This window comes from Intestinibacillus sp. NTUH-41-i26 (assembly GCF_032769475.1).
Lineage (GTDB): Bacteria > Bacillota > Clostridia > Oscillospirales > Butyricicoccaceae > Agathobaculum > Agathobaculum ammoniilyticum.
This window is the reverse complement of sequence record NZ_CP136477.1, coordinates 2,613,357-2,629,736: the sequence shown is the minus strand read 5'-3', so window position 1 is coordinate 2,629,736 and position 16,380 is coordinate 2,613,357. Positions and strand designations below refer to the sequence as shown.

The 16,380-nt window shown below is 63.4% G+C and carries 19 protein-coding genes and 1 pseudogene; all 20 read left to right on the top strand.

The features are described from left to right. The first annotated feature begins 13 nt into the window (after window positions 1-13). The 20 genes and pseudogenes from RX717_RS13635 to rplW all read left to right on the top strand — a co-directional run bounded on the left by RX717_RS13635 (window position 14) and on the right by rplW (window position 16,356). Complete coding sequence (locus RX717_RS13635; protein WP_054326989.1) at window positions 14-544, top strand: bifunctional adenosylcobinamide kinase/adenosylcobinamide-phosphate guanylyltransferase; 531 nt, start codon at window positions 14-16, stop codon at window positions 542-544. Next, entirely contained in the window at window positions 541-1,326 is a 786-nt protein-coding gene (locus tag RX717_RS13630) for an adenosylcobinamide-GDP ribazoletransferase (RefSeq protein WP_159068164.1), read from the top strand. Before RX717_RS13635 ends, RX717_RS13630 begins: the two co-directional genes overlap by 4 nt. Further along, window positions 1,323-1,658: a bifunctional adenosylcobinamide kinase/adenosylcobinamide-phosphate guanylyltransferase gene (locus RX717_RS13625; RefSeq protein ID WP_242977909.1), complete on the top strand. Its 336-nt coding sequence runs from the start codon at window positions 1,323-1,325 to the stop codon at window positions 1,656-1,658. The genes RX717_RS13630 and RX717_RS13625 overlap by 4 nt, the downstream gene beginning before the upstream one ends. After that, complete coding sequence (cbiB, locus tag RX717_RS13620; RefSeq protein ID WP_107631606.1) at window positions 1,649-2,617, top strand: adenosylcobinamide-phosphate synthase CbiB; 969 nt, start codon at window positions 1,649-1,651, stop codon at window positions 2,615-2,617. Before RX717_RS13625 ends, cbiB begins: the two co-directional genes overlap by 10 nt. Window positions 2,618-2,634: 17 nt before the next feature. After that, window positions 2,635-3,696 carry a pyridoxal phosphate-dependent aminotransferase gene (locus tag RX717_RS13615; RefSeq protein WP_054326985.1) on the top strand — a complete coding sequence of 354 codons (1,062 nt, stop codon included), beginning with the start codon at window positions 2,635-2,637 and terminating at the stop codon, window positions 3,694-3,696. Further along, window positions 3,696-5,198, top strand: coding sequence for a cobyric acid synthase (locus RX717_RS13610; protein WP_107631607.1), 1,503 nt, complete (start codon window positions 3,696-3,698; stop codon window positions 5,196-5,198). The genes RX717_RS13615 and RX717_RS13610 overlap by 1 nt, the downstream gene beginning before the upstream one ends. Next, window positions 5,195-5,719, top strand: a complete 525-nt coding sequence (locus RX717_RS13605; protein WP_054326983.1) for a cob(I)yrinic acid a,c-diamide adenosyltransferase — start codon at window positions 5,195-5,197, stop codon at window positions 5,717-5,719. The genes RX717_RS13610 and RX717_RS13605 overlap by 4 nt, the downstream gene beginning before the upstream one ends. A gap of 8 nt (window positions 5,720-5,727) precedes the next feature. Continuing rightward, window positions 5,728-6,351 carry a precorrin-8X methylmutase gene (locus RX717_RS13600; RefSeq protein ID WP_107631608.1) on the top strand — a complete coding sequence of 208 codons (624 nt, stop codon included), beginning with the start codon at window positions 5,728-5,730 and terminating at the stop codon, window positions 6,349-6,351. Between the two features lie 2 nt (window positions 6,352-6,353). Beyond that, the gene (locus tag RX717_RS13595; protein WP_107631609.1) at window positions 6,354-7,133 is read left to right on the top strand and encodes a sirohydrochlorin cobaltochelatase; all 780 of its coding nucleotides are present in this window, start codon (window positions 6,354-6,356) and stop codon (window positions 7,131-7,133) included. Between the two features lie 174 nt (window positions 7,134-7,307). Then, entirely contained in the window at window positions 7,308-9,653 is a 2,346-nt protein-coding gene (locus RX717_RS13590; protein ID WP_107631610.1) for a SpoIIE family protein phosphatase, read from the top strand. A 91-nt stretch (window positions 9,654-9,744) separates the two neighbouring features. Further along, window positions 9,745-10,008 (top strand): hypothetical protein, encoded by a 264-nt coding sequence (locus tag RX717_RS13585; protein ID WP_107631611.1) that lies wholly within the window; start codon window positions 9,745-9,747, stop codon window positions 10,006-10,008. Window positions 10,009-10,125: 117 nt separating this feature from the next. Next, on the top strand, window positions 10,126-10,284 hold the full coding sequence (gene rd, locus RX717_RS13580) for a rubredoxin (RefSeq protein WP_107631612.1): 159 nt from the start codon (window positions 10,126-10,128) through the stop codon (window positions 10,282-10,284). 135 nt (window positions 10,285-10,419) lie between these two features. Continuing rightward, entirely contained in the window at window positions 10,420-10,926 is a 507-nt protein-coding gene (locus RX717_RS13575; protein ID WP_054326978.1) for a DedA family protein, read from the top strand. A 107-nt stretch (window positions 10,927-11,033) separates the two neighbouring features. Continuing rightward, entirely contained in the window at window positions 11,034-12,005 is a 972-nt protein-coding gene (dusB, locus tag RX717_RS13570; protein ID WP_107631613.1) for a tRNA dihydrouridine synthase DusB, read from the top strand. 33 nt (window positions 12,006-12,038) lie between these two features. Continuing rightward, window positions 12,039-12,641 (top strand): RNA polymerase sigma factor, encoded by a 603-nt coding sequence (locus RX717_RS13565; RefSeq protein ID WP_054326976.1) that lies wholly within the window; start codon window positions 12,039-12,041, stop codon window positions 12,639-12,641. After that, window positions 12,638-13,594, top strand: a complete 957-nt coding sequence (locus RX717_RS13560) for an anti-sigma factor family protein (protein ID WP_107631614.1) — start codon at window positions 12,638-12,640, stop codon at window positions 13,592-13,594. The genes RX717_RS13565 and RX717_RS13560 overlap by 4 nt, the downstream gene beginning before the upstream one ends. Window positions 13,595-14,116: 522 nt before the next feature. After that, window positions 14,117-14,428 (top strand): 30S ribosomal protein S10, encoded by a 312-nt coding sequence (gene rpsJ, locus RX717_RS13555; RefSeq protein ID WP_054326972.1) that lies wholly within the window; start codon window positions 14,117-14,119, stop codon window positions 14,426-14,428. Window positions 14,429-14,724: 296 nt separating this feature from the next. After that, window positions 14,725-15,421: pseudogene (rplC, locus tag RX717_RS13550) on the top strand (50S ribosomal protein L3). Window positions 15,422-15,439: 18 nt separating this feature from the next. Then, the gene (gene rplD, locus RX717_RS13545) at window positions 15,440-16,063 is read left to right on the top strand and encodes a 50S ribosomal protein L4 (RefSeq protein WP_054326971.1); all 624 of its coding nucleotides are present in this window, start codon (window positions 15,440-15,442) and stop codon (window positions 16,061-16,063) included. Beyond that, complete coding sequence (gene rplW, locus RX717_RS13540) at window positions 16,063-16,356, top strand: 50S ribosomal protein L23 (RefSeq protein ID WP_054326970.1); 294 nt, start codon at window positions 16,063-16,065, stop codon at window positions 16,354-16,356. The genes rplD and rplW overlap by 1 nt, the downstream gene beginning before the upstream one ends. Window positions 16,357-16,380: the final 24 nt, after the last annotated feature.

Sequence of the window (16,380 nt, the reverse complement as noted above, 5' to 3'; positions counted from 1 at the left end):
AAGGAGCGTTTTTATGCTGATATTGGTCACCGGCGGCGCGGCGAGCGGCAAATCCGCACACGCGGAGCGGCTGCTGTGCGCGTCCGCGGCGGGCGCGCGCCTATATCTGGCGACCATGCAGCCGTTTGGCGCGGCGGCGGAGACGCGTATCGCCCGTCACCGCGCCCTGCGGCGGGACAAGGGCTTTGAAACGGTCGAACGCCCGCTCGGCCTCGCGGGGCTGGAGCTGCCCCGGCGGTACGACGGCATCCTGCTTGAGGACCTGGGCAACCTGCTCGCTAACGAGCTGTTCGATCCCGCGGGCGCGGGCGAGGCAGCGTTCGGCAGCACCCTTGCAGGCATCGCGCGCCTGCAAGACTGCTGCGAAACGCTGGTCGTCGTATCGAACGAGGTGTTTTCAGACGGGCTGGCCTACCCGCCCGAGACCGCGGCCTATATCCGCACGCTCGGGCGGCTGCACGCCGCGCTTGCCGCGCGTGCGGACGCGGTATACGAATCGGTCTGCGGCATCCTGCTGCCGCTGAAAGGGGAGAAAGGGATTTGAAAAGCGCCTGGAGCGGCCTGCTGGTCGCGTTTTCGCTGTATTCCGCCGTACCCGTGCCGCAGGTGCGGTGGGAAAAACGGACCATGCGCTGGGCGCTGTCCTTTCTGCCGCTTGTCGGCGTGCTGATCGGCGTGCTGGAGGGGGTATGGCATGCGTTCTGTACGCGATACGGCGCGGCGGGACTGTTTTACGCGGTGGGCGCGGCGCTTATTCCGCTTGCAGTGTCAGGCGGCATCCATCTGGACGGGCTGTGCGATACCTGCGACGCGCTCTGCTCCTACGGCGACCGCGAAAAGCGGCTGGCGATCTTGAAGGACCCGCATGTGGGCGCGTTCGGGCCGCTGTGGCTGACGGCGTTCCTGCTGGCCGAGACCGCGTGCTTCGCGCAGATCTATCAAACGCCGCAGTTTTTGCCGGTGGTATTTGTTGGGTTTGCCGTGGCGCGTGCCGACGGGGGACGCAAGATCGTGACCATACCCTGCGCCAAAGATACCGGCCTTGCGCATATCTTTGCGGAAAACAGCGATAAAAAGGCGGTCGATATGACGCTTAAGCTGGAGGAAGCAGCGCTGGAGGTGCTGCTGCTGGTGTGGCTGTATTGTACAGGGAACGGCATATTCGCTATGCACTATTTGGTGCTGATCGGACTGTGGTATATACTGCATAGCCGTTTGACAGTGCATGTTTTCGGCGGCATCACAGGCGATCTTGCCGGTTTTTATATTTCACTTGCGGAGCTGCTGGCGCTGGTGTGCGCCGCGTTTGGAGGGATGGTGCTGTGACGGTTTTACTCATCGGCGGCGCGCATCAGGGAAAGGCCGCGCTGGCCGCGCGGCTGTATCCGAACCTGCCGTTGGTCACCGGCCTGCACGCGCGCGTGCGGGACGAGCTGGACGCGGGACGCGACCCCATGGCGCTGCTCGGCGGGCTGCGCGGCTGCGCCGTAACCTGCGACGAGGTTGGCTGCGGCATCGTGCCGATGGACCGCGCGGACGAAACCTGGCGCGAGGCGGCCGGCCGGCTGTGCTGCGCGCTCGCGGCGGAGGCGGACGCGGTTGTGCGCGTGACCGCGGGCCTGCCGCAATATATTAAAGGAGAGAGACCATGTATTTGACCTGCGCCGTGCTGCTCGGCTTCGTGCTCGACTGGGTGCTGGGCGACCCGAACAGCGCCCTGCATCCCGTGTGTCTGATTGGGCGGCTGATTACGCGGTGCGAGCGCGTGCTGCGGCGGGTGTTCCCCAAAACGCCGCGCGGCGAGACCGTAGCGGGCGTGCTGCTGTGGCTCGTGGTGTGCGGCGTGAGCTTTGCCGCGCCGCTCTTCCTGCTGCGCTGGCTGCGGGGTGTACACTTCTGGCTGGGCTTCGGCGCGGAGACGCTGCTCTGCTGGCTGATTTTTGCGCGCAAAAGCCTAGCGGACGCGGGGCGGCACGTTTATACCGCGCTCGATGCCTCGCTGGACGAGGGGCGCAAGGCGGTCGCTATGTATGTCGGCCGCGACACCGGCGCGCTCGATCGGGAGGGCGTCATCAAGGCTGCGGTCGAGACCATCGCGGAAAACACCACCGACGGCGTGGTTGCGCCGCTGGCCTATATGCTGCTCGGCGGCGCGTCGCTCGGCCTGCTGTATAAGGCAGTGAACACGCTGGACTCCATGGTCGGCTACCACAGCGACCAATACGAGTATCTGGGCAAGTTTTCCGCCCGCATGGACGATATATTCAATTTTATCCCTGCGCGGCTGGCGGCAGTATGCCTGATCGCGGGTACGGGCATGCTCGGCATGGACAACCGCAACGCGCTGCGCATCTTCCGTCGCGACCGGAACCACCACAAAAGCCCGAACGCCGGACAGACCGAGGCGGCCTGCGCGGGCGCGCTGCATATCCGGCTGGGCGGGGACGCGAGCTATTTTGGCAAAACGGTCAAAAAGGCGGCGTTCGGCGATCCGGATAAGGAGATAAGCCGCAGCGATATCCTGCGCGCGGCGGATCTGATGACAGCGGCGTCAGCACTGGCGCTGGCGCTTGGAGCAGCGGTGCGACTGACCACCGGCTGGCCGCCGTTCGGATAAGGGAAAGGAGGCTGACGATGCCGGAATATGTACACGGCGGTGATGTGTATTCCTATGCCGAGCGGTACGGCGGCGAACCGCTTGACCTGTCCGCGAATATCAGCTCGTTCGGCATTCCGGAGCGGGTCAGGCAGGCGATGCACAGGGCGATAGAGGACTGCGCGCGCTACCCCGACCCGTTCTGCCGCGCGGCGCGGCGCGCCATCGGCGCGGCCGAGGCCGTCCCCGACGGCTTCCTGTACTGCGGCAATGGCGCGGCGGACGTGCTCGACCGCTTGGCGGCGGCGCTGCGCCCCCGCAGGGCGCTGCTCACCGCGCCGGCGTTCGCCGAGTATGAGCGCACGCTCGCGGGCGCGGATATCCGCTTCCATTATCTGCGTGAAGACGAGGGCTTTGCGGTCACGGAGCGCATTTTATCCGATATCACGCCCGAAACCGACGTGGTCTACCTGTGCAACCCCAATAACCCGACCGGCCGCACGGTCGAGCCGGCTCTGCTGCGCGCCGTCGCGGCGCGGTGCGCGGACGCCGGCGCGCGCCTGATCGTGGACGAGTGCTTTGTAGACTTCCTGCAGGACGCGGCGCGGCACACGCTGAAAGGTCTGCTGGCGGGCAGCCCGCATCTGATTCTGCTGCGGGCGTATACCAAGCTGTTCGCGGTGCCGGGCGTGCGCTTCGGCTGGTGTATGACTGCGGACGTTGGTCTGATCGAAGCGCTGTATCGTGCGGGACAGCCGTGGAACGTATCGGTGGTCGCGCAGGCGTGTGCCGCGGCGGCGGCGGGCGAACGGGAATGGGCCGCGCGGGTCGCGGCGCGTATCGCGGAGGAACGCGCGCGGCTCTCCGGCGGGCTTGCGGCGCGCGGGCTGGCCGTCTGCCCGGGCGAAGCGAACTTCCTGTTGTTCCGGTCAGGGGACGCGGCGCTGCACGAAAAGCTCGCGGCGCGCGGCGTTTTGATCCGGAACTGCGCCAATTACCGCGGCCTGGGCGCGGGCTATTACCGCACGGCGGTCAGGAGCGGGGACGATACCGCGCGCCTGTTCGCCGCGCTGGACGCAATACGAAAGGAGGGGTGCTGATGGCAAGGTGCATCATGGTGCAGGGGACCTGCTCGAACGCGGGTAAAAGCCTGCTGTGCGCGGCGCTGTGCCGCATCTTCCGGCAGGACGGGTACCGCGTCGCGCCGTTCAAATCGCAGAACATGGCGCTCAACTCCTTTATCACCGCAGGTGGGAAAGAGATGGGCCGCGCGCAGGTTGTGCAGGCCGAGGCGGCGGGTATCCCGCCCGATGTGCGGATGAACCCCATCCTGCTCAAGCCGACGAGCGACACCGGCTCGCAGGTGGTTGTCATGGGGGAGGCGTGCGGCAACCGCACGGCGCGCGAGTACTGGGGCGGAAAAAAGGCGCTGCTTCCGATCGTCAGGGACGCTTACGACAGCTTGGCGGCGGAGTACGATATCATTGTGATCGAGGGCGCGGGCAGTCCGGCGGAGATCAACCTCAAGCAGGACGACATCGTCAACATGGGGCTGGCGAAGCTGGTGGACGCGCCGGTGCTGCTGGTGGGCGACATCGACCGCGGCGGCGTGTTCGCGTCGCTGTACGGCACGGTGGCGTTGCTTGAAGCGGAGGAACAGGCGCGCGTCAGGGGCCTGATCGTCAACAAATTTCGGGGCGACGTAGAGCTCCTGCGCCCGGGCCTGACACAACTGGAACGGCTGACCGGCAAGCCGGTCGTCGGCGTGGTACCCTATGGCCGGTTCGACATCGACGATGAGGACAGCCTTTCCGCGCGGCTGGACGCGTGCGGCGCGCCCGCGCTCGTGGATATCGCGGTCGTGCGGCTGCCAAGGCTGTCCAACTTTACGGATTTCTCCCCGCTCGAACGGATTGAGGGAGTGGGCGTGCGCTATGCCGGCGCGCCGGAGCAGCTCGAGGGCGCGGACCTGATCCTGCTGCCCGGCACCAAATCCACGCTCGCGGACCTGAAATGGCTGCGTGAAAGCGGCATGGAAGCTCAGCTTCTCAAACGGCACGCGGCGGGCGTGCCGGTGTTCGGCGTGTGCGGCGGCTATCAGATGATGGGGCGCGCCGTATCCGATCCGGAAAACACCGAGGGCGGCGGAGTCATGCGTGGCTTGGGGCTGCTGCCGGTGGAAACCGTGTTCCGTCCGGTCAAGACCACGGCGCAGGCAAGCGGCGCGTTCGGTACGGTCGGGGGCGTGCTGCGCGGCTTATCGGGCGCGGGCGCGTCCGGTTATGAGATCCATATGGGCGAAACCGCGCGGGACGCGGGCGCCCTGCCGCTGATCCGGCTGACGCGCGCGGACGGAACGTCGTTCTGGGACGGGTGCCAGGCGGACAGCGCTTACGGCACCTATCTGCACGGCCTGTTCGACATGCCGGACGCGGCGCAGGCGCTGGTGCAGGCGCTGGCCGCGCGCAGGGGCGTGACGCTGGCAGACACGGCTTGCGACACGGCGCGATATAAGGAAAGACAGTACGACCTGCTGGCGGATACCGTGCGGCGGGCGCTGGATATGGGGTATATTTACCGGATACTGGAGGGAAACGGATGAAAGGGCTGATTCATTTGTATTGCGGCGAAGGGAAAGGAAAAACGACCGCCGCGGTCGGGCTGGCTGTGCGGTGCGCGGGGCATGGCGGCAGGGTGGTGTTCGCGCAGTTTTTGAAGGACGGGACGTCGGGCGAGTGCCGCGCGCTGGCGGGGCTGAAAAACGTGACCGTGCTGGCGGCCAATCCGGTGGGTAAGTTCTCCTTCCAGATGACGGAGGAGGAGAAGCGCCGGACCGCCGACGCGGTATCCCGCATGTTTGAGGCGGCGGCGGGCTTTGCCGTGCGCGAGGGCGCGCGCCTGCTCGTGCTGGACGAGGTGTGCGCGGCAGTATCCTGCGGCTTCCTGGAGGAGCGGGCAGTGCTGGCGTTCCTGGACGGACGGCCGGAAACATTAGAGGTGGTGATGACTGGCCGCGGCCCCTCGGAAGCGCTGTGCGCGCGCGCCGATTATATCACGGAAATGGCCGCCCGCCGCCATCCGTTCGACCGCGGCGTGGCCGCGCGGGAGGGGATCGAATTTTGAATGGACACATGCGGCCGCAGGATATCGAAAAACGCTCCTTTGCCATTATCACGGCCGAGCTGGGGGAGCGGACGTTTCCGGATGGGGAGTCCGAAGTGGTCAAGCGGGTCATCCACACAACGGCGGATTTCGACTACGCGGACAGCCTCGCGTTTTCGCCCGGCGCGGTTGGACAGGCCAGGGAAGCGCTGGCTTCGGGCGCGACCGTCGTGACCGATACGAATATGGCGCTGGCGGGCGTGAATAAGGGCGCTCTGCAGGCGCTCGGCGGGCGGGCGGTCTGCTATATGGCGGATGGGGCCGTGGCGCGCGCGGCAGGGGCGCGCGGCGTGACGCGCGCGGCGGTTTCGATGGAGTATGCCGCGCTGCTGGACGGCCCGCTCATTTTCGCCGTTGGGAACGCGCCGACCGCGCTGATCCGGCTGCACGAGCTGATCGCGGAGGGGGCGGTGTCGCCCGCGCTTGTGATTGGCGTGCCGGTCGGTTTTGTCAACGTGGTCGAGGCAAAGGAGCTTTTTATCGGCGGGCAGACGCCGTATATCATCGCGCGGGGAAGGAAGGGCGGCTCGAACGTCGCGGCGGCCATCGTCAACGCGCTGCTGTACCAGTTGATTGAACGGGAGGGATTTTAAATATGGGAAAAAAAGCGCTGGTGGTCGTCAGCTTCGGCACGGCCTGGCCGGAGGCGCGCCGTGCGATTGAAAAGCTGGAGGAGCGGCTGCGGTGCGCGTTCCCGACGCATGATTTTTACCGGTCGTTTACCTCGGAGATGGTAGCGCGCAGGATCGAGCGGGAGGAGGGCGTGCATATCCCGCAGCCGGAGGAGCTGCTGGAGCGGCTCGCGGCGGCGGGCTACGATGAGGTGCGGTGCCAAAGCCTGCATGTCATTTTCGGACAGGAGTATGAAAAGATGCTGCGCCAACTTCGGCCGTTCTGCGGCCGTTTTGAGAAGCTGCTGGCGGGCGACCCGCTGCTGTGGGGGACGGGCGACTATCTGCGCCTGACCGAAGCCCTGCTCGCCCGCATGCCCCGGCTCGACAGGGACGAGGCCTATCTCTTTATGGGGCATGGCTCTGCGCATCCGGCAAACGCGGCGTACGCGCTGGTGGAAAACACGTTCCGCTACCACGGCGCGGAGCGTGTGTATGTCGGCACGGTCGAGGGATTTCCGCATCTTGACTATGTGCTGTCCCGCCTGCACCAGCGCGAGATCGCGCAGGTTCACCTTGCGCCGCTGATGATCGTTGCAGGCGACCATGCGCACAACGACCTGGCGGGGGAGGGAGAGGATAGTTGGAAGAGCCGCCTGGAGAGCGAGGGCTATCAGGTGCAGACCCATCTGTATGGCCTGGGCGAATTGGACGCGGTAGGGGATATCTTTGTCGACCACTGCAGGCGCGCTGCGGCGCTGTAATGACTGACAGCAGAGGGAGGAAAGACCGAAACGGTCTTTCCTCCCTCTTTTTTGCGCCCTGTTTTCCGCCCCACAGGGATAAAATACGCAAAAATACTATTCCCCCTCTTATTTTCCGGCAAAGCCTGCAAATTGTTTGGGATATACTGGAAAAACAAGGGAGGCATAACGAAAATGGACAAGCAGAAAACAAAAAGAGCGGCGCCGCAGCTCATCGGGCGCGCCGCGGCGCGGGCGGCGCAGCTTTGGAACGAGGAGCACCTGCATACGCTGTTGACTGGCGTGCAGCGGTTTGTGCTGTGCGCGGTGCTGACGCGCGGCGCGGTGCTCGGAGGTTATGCCCCTTTTGGTTTGGCGATGGCCTCCGCGCTGATGGCGCGTGGGGCGGGGCTGAGCGCGATCGGCGGCATGTTTTTCGGCGCGATGCTGCTCGGCGGCGGGATCAAAAGCGGGCTGTATGCCGCCGCGGCCCTGCTCGTGCTATGTGTGATGAGCGTGTGCGCGGGGCTGCGTGTCATGGAGCGGAGGTGGTTTGCGCCCACGGTAGCAACTCTGTCCGGAGCGGCGTGTACCTTTGTGTTCCTGCCTGCGGGCGCGGCGCTCGACACGGCGGCGCTCCTGACCTTTATCGCCGTTCAGGGGCTGACCTTCGCTGCCTGCTGGATCTATGGCGGGGCGCTTGCCCCGCCGCGTGAGGAGAACGACTGGAAACGGCCGGCCACCCTGCTGGCGGTAACGGCAACCGTCCTGCTGTCACTTTCCGATCTGACGGTGTTCGGGCTGTTCGCGCCCGCGCGGGTCGTGGCGCTGCTGCTGGCGCTGGCTGCGGCTTACCTCGGCGGGTCCACAACGGGCGCGGCGGCGGGCGTGGCGTTTGGCGCGGCCATGGATCTCGCGGTCGGGTACGGTGCGCTGTTCACCTGCTGCTACGGTCTGTGCGCACTGATTGCCGGTCTGTTCCGCGACCAGGGGCGGCTGTGGTTCGCGGTCTGCGCGCTCGCCTCCGGCGTCTGTGCGGCGATGCTGGGCGTGGAACATGCGCTGTTTATCCCGCTGGTCATCGAGCAGGTCTGCTCGGTGGGGCTGTTCGCCGCGATGCCGCCGCTGGTGTGGAACGCGCTCCGGCAGACGCTCCTGCCCGACACGCTGATGGGAGAATCCGCGCGGCAGCAGGTGCGGCAGACCGCGGGCAAGTGCGCGACCGAGGCCGCGCAGGCGTTTTACGAAATGTATCTGGCCATGCTCAACGGCGTGACCGAGGGGAAGGCGGCGGGGGATCAGAATGTACGGGCGGTATTCGACCGCGCGAGCGATAGGGTGTGCAAAAACTGCGTCCTCTGCTCGCAGTGCTGGCAGCGGGACTATGTGACCACGCTTTCCGCGCTCAACGACGTGACTCAGCCCATGCTCAAGCGGGGCAGGGCCGAGCTGTCCGACTTCCCGTACCATTTTGCGTCGCGCTGCGTGCATTTGCCCGAGCTGATGCGCGCGATCAACAGCGCGCTGTTTGCGCTCCGCGAGCGCCAGAGCCTTCGGCGGCAGCAGGAGGAAAACCAAAGCCTGCTGGCCCGGCAGTACGCGGGCATTACGGATATCCTCCGTCAGCTTGGCGCGGAGGCGACGCGGGACGTTGCCGCGCAGCCGGTGATGGAGAAGCAGGTGCGCCGGTACGCAGCCGCGTTCGGATGGATCGAGCGGGTCTGTGTGGTGCGGGACGCGCAAGGTAGGCTGGTGGTGGAGCTGTACGGCGATGGTATTCGGGATGTGCTGGAGCAGGGCGAGGGGTTTTCCGCGGGTCTGTCCGCGCTGCTGGGCGTCGGGCTGACAAAGCCCAAACGGCTGGAGGACGAGCTGGGGCCGCATCTGGTGCTGCGTGAGCGCGCGCCGTTCCGCGCGGTCGTCGGTATCGGGCGGCAGCAAAAGGAGGACGCGGCGGTTTCCGGAGACAGCGGATGCTATTTCCTGACCGACGCGGGCGTGGCCTGCCTGCTGCTCGCGGACGGGATGGGCTCGGGCGCGGCCGCGGCGCAGGACAGCCGGATGCTGGTCACCTCGATGGAGCGGTTCCTGCGTGCGGGGATTACGCCGGCGGACGCGCTGAAAGCGGTGTCGCCCGCGCTGCGGCTGCGGTCGGATGGGACGCGGTTTGTCACGCTTGACGTGCTGACCGTCGACCTGTTCAGCGGAAAGGCGGAAAGTCTCAAATGCGGGGCCGCGCCCTCCTATCTGCGCGCGGGCGGTCAGTGGACCATGCTTTCCGGCAAGGCGCTGCCTGTCGGCCTGGCGGAAGAGGACGCGCTGGGCGAGCCGGTGCCGCTGCGCCTGGGACATGGCGACCTGTACATCATGCTGTCCGACGGGATTTCGGATGGTCTGGACGACGGCTGGGTACGCGAGCTGCTGGTCCGACATGCGGGGGAAAGCCCGAAAGAACTGGCAGCCCGCCTGGTGACCGAAGCGAAAGGGCGCGGGCATGACGACGACCGGACCGCGCTGGTGATGCGCATAGAACGGCTGTGAGGTAAAAGCGGGCGCAGCTGTAAAAATACGGCGGGATATGGTTAAATCCCTCCCTTTTGGGCATACTTGCTGCAAAAGGGAGGGATTTACCATGGTCAAGGGCGTGAGCCGGCGCGTGGTGGTCGTGCAGCCGGATGCGCACGGCTTATTCGAACAGGCGATTTTTCTGGTGCGGGATTACACGGTTCCGCGCGGCGATGTGGTGCGCGAAGCGTGCAGGATTGCAAACGGGTATGTGGCGGGACGTTCCGCGCGGTACAAACGGCGTTTTGCGTTCTGGCAGATCGCCTGCGCTTTTGCAGCGGGCTGCATGCTTGCGAGCGCGGCTTGGTCGGTGATTTGGCTGCTGGCTTGACAAATCGGTCAAAACTGCTGGAAAATACGCCGGATTATTGTATATTTTTACGGTAGACAATAGATAGCATAAAGATTATATTAATAATAGATATTAAAAGATAAAGGAGATCAAAAAATGATAAAGTATGTTTGCAAGATCTGCGGTTATATATATGACCCCGCCGAGGGCGATCCGGATAACGGCGTTGCGCCGGGTACCGCGTTCGCGGACCTGCCGGAGGACTGGGTATGCCCGCTGTGCGCGGTCGGCAAGGATGAATTTGAGCCGGCATAAGCGGACGGGCGCGGAAACGGGCCGCTTCGGCGGTCCGTTTGTAAATAGATTGAAAATTGCGGCCTCTGTCACTTGTTTTGGCAGGGGCCGCTTGTTATACTATGCTTAATCAAGCGTTGGAGAGTGAGCGGACGTATGACGGCCGAGGTATTTTTTGACCTTTTCCACCAGTACGGGTTGATCCTGATCTGTGCGGTAATCTTTTGCGAATATATGAATCTGCCCGGCTTTCCAGCGGGGGTAATCATGCCATCCATCGGGGTGCTGATCGCGCAGAGCGAGTTGTCTCTGGTGCTGACGATCGTGCTGAGCGTGGTGTTCGGCCTCCTCGGCAGCTTGGTGATTTACGGCCTGTGCTATTGGGGTGGCGAGCCGATCATGGAAAAGCTGTTCGGCAAAAGCGAGAAATTCCGCTCCTTCGTCAAAAGATGCCATGCGTATATTGATGCGCAGCATGGGCGCGGCCTGGCGTTCTGCCGTATCATTCCGGTTTTGCGCACCATTGTTTCCATTCCGGCGGGGTTGATTCGGATGCCGGTCAAGTGGTTCGTCGGCTGGTCCGCAATCGGCATCGCGGCGTGGAACACCGTGCTGATCTCGTTCGGCTATTTCTTTAGCGAAAAAATATTATCCATGCTGTAAAAACTCCCGAAAGGGGGTTTTTGTTTTGTCACCACTTTGCAATTTGCATTTAGTGGGGGCTTGTGATAAAATATACTGTGTCAAATTATACGCAGTGGGGGAGAGACATGCAAATCGGTTCTGTTATGCTCGCCGGGCGCCTGGTCCTGGCGCCGATGGCCGGAGTGACCGACCGCGCATTCCGGCAAATCTGTCGGGAACATGGCGCGGCGCTTACCGTGACCGAGATGGTTTCCACCAAGGCGCTTTGCTATCAGGATAAGAAAACGCCTGCGCTTTTGTCGCTGGCGGCAGACGAGCATCCGGCCGCGGCGCAGATATTCGGGCATGAGCCGGAAACCATGGCCGAGGGAGCGCGGATTGCGCGCGCGGTGTCCGGCTGCGATATCATCGATATCAATATGGGCTGCCCCGCGCCCAAGATCGCAAACAACGGGGACGGGGCTGCGCTCATGCGCGACCCCGCGCTGGCGGCGCGCGTAATCGAAGCGGTCGTCAGCGCGGTCGATGTGCCGGTCACGGTCAAGTTCCGCAAGGGATGGGACGAGAAGAGCGTGTGCTGCGTGGACTTTGCCCGCATGGCCGAGCGGTGTGGCGCGGCGGCGGTCACGGTACACGGGCGAACGCGCGCGCAGCAGTACAGCGGCACGGCGGATTGGGACGCGATCCGCGCGGTTCGGGAGGCGGTTTCCATACCGGTCATCGCCAACGGTGATGTGGCCGAGCCGGAGGATGCGGTCCGCATTCTCCGGCATACCGGCGCGGATATGGTGATGATCGGCCGCGGCGCGTTGGGCGACCCGTGGCTTTTCGAGCGCGCGAACGCGCTGCTGGAAACCGGCGTCTGCCCGCCGCTGCCTCCGTTTGCGGAGCGGATCGATACTGCGGTGCGGCAGATCGAGCTGGCGGCGGAGCAAAAGGGGGAGCGCGTCGCCATGCTGGAGGCGCGCCGCCATGTAAACTGCTATCTAAAACGGCAGAGCGGGCTCAAGGCCTTCAAAACACGCATTTGCGCGCTGGAACGGCTGGAAGAGCTTTATCCGCTGGCCGAGGAGCTCAAGCGCGCTGTGCAGGCGTGACGGGGCCTGACATCAGGAAGGGGGCGGGAGCCCATGGACGAAAAACATTTGCTGGCGAGAGCGCGCCGCGGCGAGGTGGCGGCGTTTGAAGAACTGGTGCGGCTGTATGAAAAGCGCGTTTACGCGGTCGCCCTGCGTTCGGCCGGCTCGCCGGAGGACGCGGCGGACATCGTGCAGGAGGTGTTCCTGCGCGCGTGGCGGTCGATCGAGTCCTTTCGGGGGGACAGCGGGTTTTCCACCTGGCTGTTCCGGATCACGATGAACCTGTGCGTCGATTTTGCGCGACACAAGCATGCGCAGCCGCAGACCCAGCCGCTTGTGGGAGAGGACGACGCGGAGCGCCCGATACCGGATACCGCCCCCACGCCGGAGGAGCATCTGGAGAACAGCGAGCTTGGGCGCGAGCTGGCCGCCGCGTTGGACGAAGTGAGCGGCGAGCATCGCCAGATCGTATTGCTGCGCGATGTATCCGGCTTGAGCTACACCGAGATCGCAGAGGTGCTGGAGATCAGCGAGGGAACGGTCAAGTCGCGCCTGTCGCGCGCGCGGCTTGCGCTGCGCACGGTTTTGCTGCGGCGGGGGAACCTTTTGCCGTCTACCGCGTCTAATGAATCGAAAGGAGGCGGGGACGCATGAGCGATAAGGAATATTATGAGCAGCTCTGCTCAAACAGCATTGACGGTACGCTGACTGATTCCGAACGGGAAAAGCTGGAGGCGCATCTGGCGGAATGTCCCTCGTGCGCCGCGCTGAAACAGGATTTGGAGCAGATGCACGCGCTGTTTTCGACCGAAGCGGCGCTTCCGGACGGGCTGCACGAAAAGATTATGCAGTGTGTGGAGCAGGAGGCGAAGTTGCGGGTCGTGCAGCCGGAAAAGCCGGCGCGCAGGCTGCCAGTATTCACTATGGTCGCGGCAGCGGCGGTCGTCGTGCTGGCGGTTCTGGGCGGCGGCGTGGGACAGGTGTTCGGCATGGTGAACATGGGCGCGGGCGTCAGCGCCTCGAACGCCTCCACGGCGGCAGGCGCTACGGAGGGCTTGGACATGAACGGCGGCGTGCGTGCGGCCGTAGAGGATGCTGCGGACCAGGCGGCGCTGGCGAAGGAGGAGAAGGCGGCGGATGCGTCGGCAGACGCCGGCGAAGCGCCGCCAGCGGAACCGGCGGCGCCGGAATCGTACAGCGTTCCGGAAAGCGGAGCGGAGAATCCGGCCGGAGAGGACGGCGGGGACCATGCGGACACGGCCGTGCCGGCTGGCGGCGGCGCGGTCGAGCCGCGGGATTCGGGGCCGGCGGTGATGCAGGCCGGCGGTGAGACGGAAGCATTTTCGTTGCCGGAAGCGTTGAGCGGCGTAAGTGTGGCGCACTGCTATCTGGCAAGCGGCACGGGCGAGCTGCCGGACATAGGCGGGGAACTGCTCTCCACGGATGAAACGGTATCTTATTTCCTGCTGGACAACAGCATGGCTACGATCCAAGACACCTTTAAGGCGCTGGAGGAAGCGGGCTTTGAAGTTTCCGCGTACGAAGGGCTGGGGCTGACGCTGGACAGCAAAGCGGAAAGCTGGCTCCTGATCGTGACCGTCGGATAAGGCGGCTGCGGAAAAGGGGGGATACGGAAAAATGGCGGTGCGGCCGCCATTTTTTTGTGCCTGCGGCCGCAGGGAATTAAATTTTGGAGGCTTTCACAAAAAAATTGCAGAAATTTTGTTCAAACGCTTGACTTTGGGAAATGCTTGTAGTAATCTATAAAGGCACCTGCAAAAGCAGGTAAAACGCGATGATGCCGGAGATTGCTGCCCTGTGCAGGTAACTTCGGCGGAGTAGGTCCGACAATCGGGCGGTTGAGATAACTGCTATCAGCCGAGAGGACAGAGTGCCTCCAGGCAAAAACGCAATGTTCCTGCGTAAATTCGGGACTTGCGGCGCGTGCGCCGCAAAGCCGATGGCCTGAACCACTTACGTTTCTTATTGTGACCGGATCGTTACACTATCAGTGCGCCCCGGTTATTTTCATGCCCGACCGTGATACGCACGGCGGGGTTGCAGTTTCTCTCCGTAGCGAGTCAAAACATTATTTAATGTATGGCACACATACGAGGAGGAAAACCAAAATGGCAAACGCACAGAAGATCCGCATTCGTCTCAAGGCGTACGACCACGAGTTGATCGACCAGTCCGCGGAGAAGATCATCGAGACCGCCAAGCGCAACGGCGCGAAGGTCTCCGGCCCGATCCCGCTGCCGACCGAGAAGCAGATCGTCACCATCCTGCGCGCGGTACACAAGTACAAGGATTCCCGCGAGCAGTTCGAGCGCCGCACCCACAAGCGCCTGATTGACATCATCAACCCGAATCAGGCCACCATCGAGGCGCTGACCACCCTCGACCTGCCGGCGGGCGTGGAGTTTGAGGTCAAACTCTAAACCCCTATAGGGGGCTTCAAAAGCCCCCTATATACGAAGGTCGGTTCCGGAAGAAACCGATCTTCGTTACCCGAATGACGCCGTCCAGGGCGGCTGGGTCGGGGTGTAAAAAGTCCGGCAAAGCTGGACTTTTTACGGGAAACCGCATGGCGGTTTCATCTTATGATTCCTTTTGTCAACAGGCAGACGGACTAACCCAACCGGCTGCTTGAAGCCCTGCCGCGATACGCGCGGCGAGGTCATGTTGGCGGCCAAATGCCGTCAACCAATAACCTTTAAGGAGGAAAAACACTATGCTGCAGAAAGCAATCATCGGCAAGAAGGTCGGCATGACCCAGATCTTCAACGCTGACGGCAAGGTCATCCCCTGCACGGTGATCGAGGCGGGCCCCTGCGTCGTCACCCAGCTCAAGACCGAGGAAAAGGACGGCTATAACGCGGTTCAGTTCGGTTTTGAGGATATCAAGGAGCGCAAGCTCAACAAGCCGGAGAAAGGCCACCTGAAGAAGGCGGGCGAGTCTCTGAAGAAGTATCTCAAGGAGTTCCGCTTCGCGGACTGCTCCACTTTCCAGCTTGGCGATGTGGTCAAGGCCGACATGTTCGTGGAAGGCGACTACGTCGACGTGACCGGCACTTCCAAGGGTAAGGGCTACGCAGGCGTTATCAAGCGCTTTAACGCGGGCCGCTCCCCGATGAGCCACGGCGCCGGCCCGATGCACCGTCATCAGGGTTCGATGGGCGCGTGTTCCGACCCGTCCAAGATCATGAAGGGCAAAATGATGCCCGGCCACTTGGGTGCCGAGCAGGTCACTGTTCAGAACCTGGACGTTGTCAAGGTTGACGCGGAGCTTAACCTGATCGCCGTTTGCGGCGCGGTTCCGGGGTCCCAAGGGCGGCATCGTAGTGCTCAAGAACACCGTCAAGAATAACAAGGTTGCCAAGGGCGAGGCTGGCATCAGCAAGAACCCGCAAAAGGCTTCCGCGAGAAAGTAAGGGAAGGAGGAGCAACGAATGCCTACAGTAGCAGTTTTTGATATGACCGGCAAGAAGACCGGCGAGATGGAGCTTAACGAGGCCGTATTCGGCATCGAGCCCAACATGGCGGTTGTACACGCAGCGGTCAAGAATTACCTGGCCAACCAGCGCCAGGGTACGCAGTCCACGCTGACCCGCGCTGAGGTCCGCGGCGGCGGCATCAAGCCGTGGCGCCAGAAGGGCACCGGCCGCGCGCGTCAGGGCTCGATCCGCTCTCCGCAGTGGACGCACGGCGGTATCGCGCTCGGTCCCAAGCCGCGTTCCTACAATTACAGCCTGACCAAGAAGACCAAGCGCCTGGCCATGCTCTCCGCCCTGTCCGCCAAGGCGGCTGCCGGCGAGATCATTGTGATCGACGGACTGGATATGGGCGAGATCAAGACCAAGAGCTTCGCGGGCTTCCTCAAGTCTGTCGAGGCTACCGGCAAGAGCCTGGTCGTCACCCCCGAGGTCCGCACGAACGTCGTCAAGTCCGCGGCCAACATCCCGGGCGTCCGCACGACGATCGCGTCCACCCTCAACGTATATGAAATCCTCAACGCCGACAAGTTCATCATCGACAAGGCGGCTGTCGAGAAGCTCCAGGAGGTGTACGCATAATGAAGTTCGCTTACGACATTATCAAGAAGCCGGTTATCACCGAGCGTTCGATGGAAGGCCTGCAGGACAACAAGTACACCTTTGAGGTCGCTGCCGACGCAGGAAAGATTGAGATCAAAAAGGCCGTAGAGCAGATCTTCGGCGTCAAGGTCATGAAGGTCAACACCATTAAGCTGCCGGGCAAGTGGAAGCGCATGGGCGTCCACGTCGGTAAGCGTCCGGACGTCAAGAAGGCGGTCGTCACCCTGACCCCTGACTCCAAGAAGATTGAGATCTTCGAGAACATGATGTAAAAGCGTATAGGAGGGACTCCGTCC

What these genes read in the sequence shown, in the direction of transcription:
- RX717_RS13635 (WP_054326989.1), top strand. Translation starts at nt 14, where the DNA reads ATGCTGATATTGGTCACCGGCGGCGCGGCGAGCGGCAAATCCGCACAC.
- rplW (WP_054326970.1), top strand. Translation starts at nt 16,063, where the DNA reads ATGAAGTTCGCTTACGACATTATCAAGAAGCCGGTTATCACCGAGCGT.
- rpsJ (WP_054326972.1), top strand. Translation starts at nt 14,117, where the DNA reads ATGGCAAACGCACAGAAGATCCGCATTCGTCTCAAGGCGTACGACCAC.
- cbiB (WP_107631606.1), top strand. Translation starts at nt 1,649, where the DNA reads ATGTATTTGACCTGCGCCGTGCTGCTCGGCTTCGTGCTCGACTGGGTG.
- RX717_RS13560 (WP_107631614.1), top strand. Translation starts at nt 12,638, where the DNA reads ATGAGCGATAAGGAATATTATGAGCAGCTCTGCTCAAACAGCATTGAC.
- RX717_RS13605 (WP_054326983.1), top strand. Translation starts at nt 5,195, where the DNA reads ATGAAAGGGCTGATTCATTTGTATTGCGGCGAAGGGAAAGGAAAAACG.
- RX717_RS13610 (WP_107631607.1), top strand. Translation starts at nt 3,696, where the DNA reads ATGGCAAGGTGCATCATGGTGCAGGGGACCTGCTCGAACGCGGGTAAA.
- RX717_RS13565 (WP_054326976.1), top strand. Translation starts at nt 12,039, where the DNA reads ATGGACGAAAAACATTTGCTGGCGAGAGCGCGCCGCGGCGAGGTGGCG.
- RX717_RS13615 (WP_054326985.1), top strand. Translation starts at nt 2,635, where the DNA reads ATGCCGGAATATGTACACGGCGGTGATGTGTATTCCTATGCCGAGCGG.
- RX717_RS13585 (WP_107631611.1), top strand. Translation starts at nt 9,745, where the DNA reads ATGGTCAAGGGCGTGAGCCGGCGCGTGGTGGTCGTGCAGCCGGATGCG.
- rplD (WP_054326971.1), top strand. Translation starts at nt 15,440, where the DNA reads ATGCCTACAGTAGCAGTTTTTGATATGACCGGCAAGAAGACCGGCGAG.
- RX717_RS13595 (WP_107631609.1), top strand. Translation starts at nt 6,354, where the DNA reads ATGGGAAAAAAAGCGCTGGTGGTCGTCAGCTTCGGCACGGCCTGGCCG.
- RX717_RS13575 (WP_054326978.1), top strand. Translation starts at nt 10,420, where the DNA reads ATGACGGCCGAGGTATTTTTTGACCTTTTCCACCAGTACGGGTTGATC.
- RX717_RS13590 (WP_107631610.1), top strand. Translation starts at nt 7,308, where the DNA reads ATGGACAAGCAGAAAACAAAAAGAGCGGCGCCGCAGCTCATCGGGCGC.
- dusB (WP_107631613.1), top strand. Translation starts at nt 11,034, where the DNA reads ATGCAAATCGGTTCTGTTATGCTCGCCGGGCGCCTGGTCCTGGCGCCG.
- rd (WP_107631612.1), top strand. Translation starts at nt 10,126, where the DNA reads ATGATAAAGTATGTTTGCAAGATCTGCGGTTATATATATGACCCCGCC.
- RX717_RS13600 (WP_107631608.1), top strand. Translation starts at nt 5,728, where the DNA reads ATGCGGCCGCAGGATATCGAAAAACGCTCCTTTGCCATTATCACGGCC.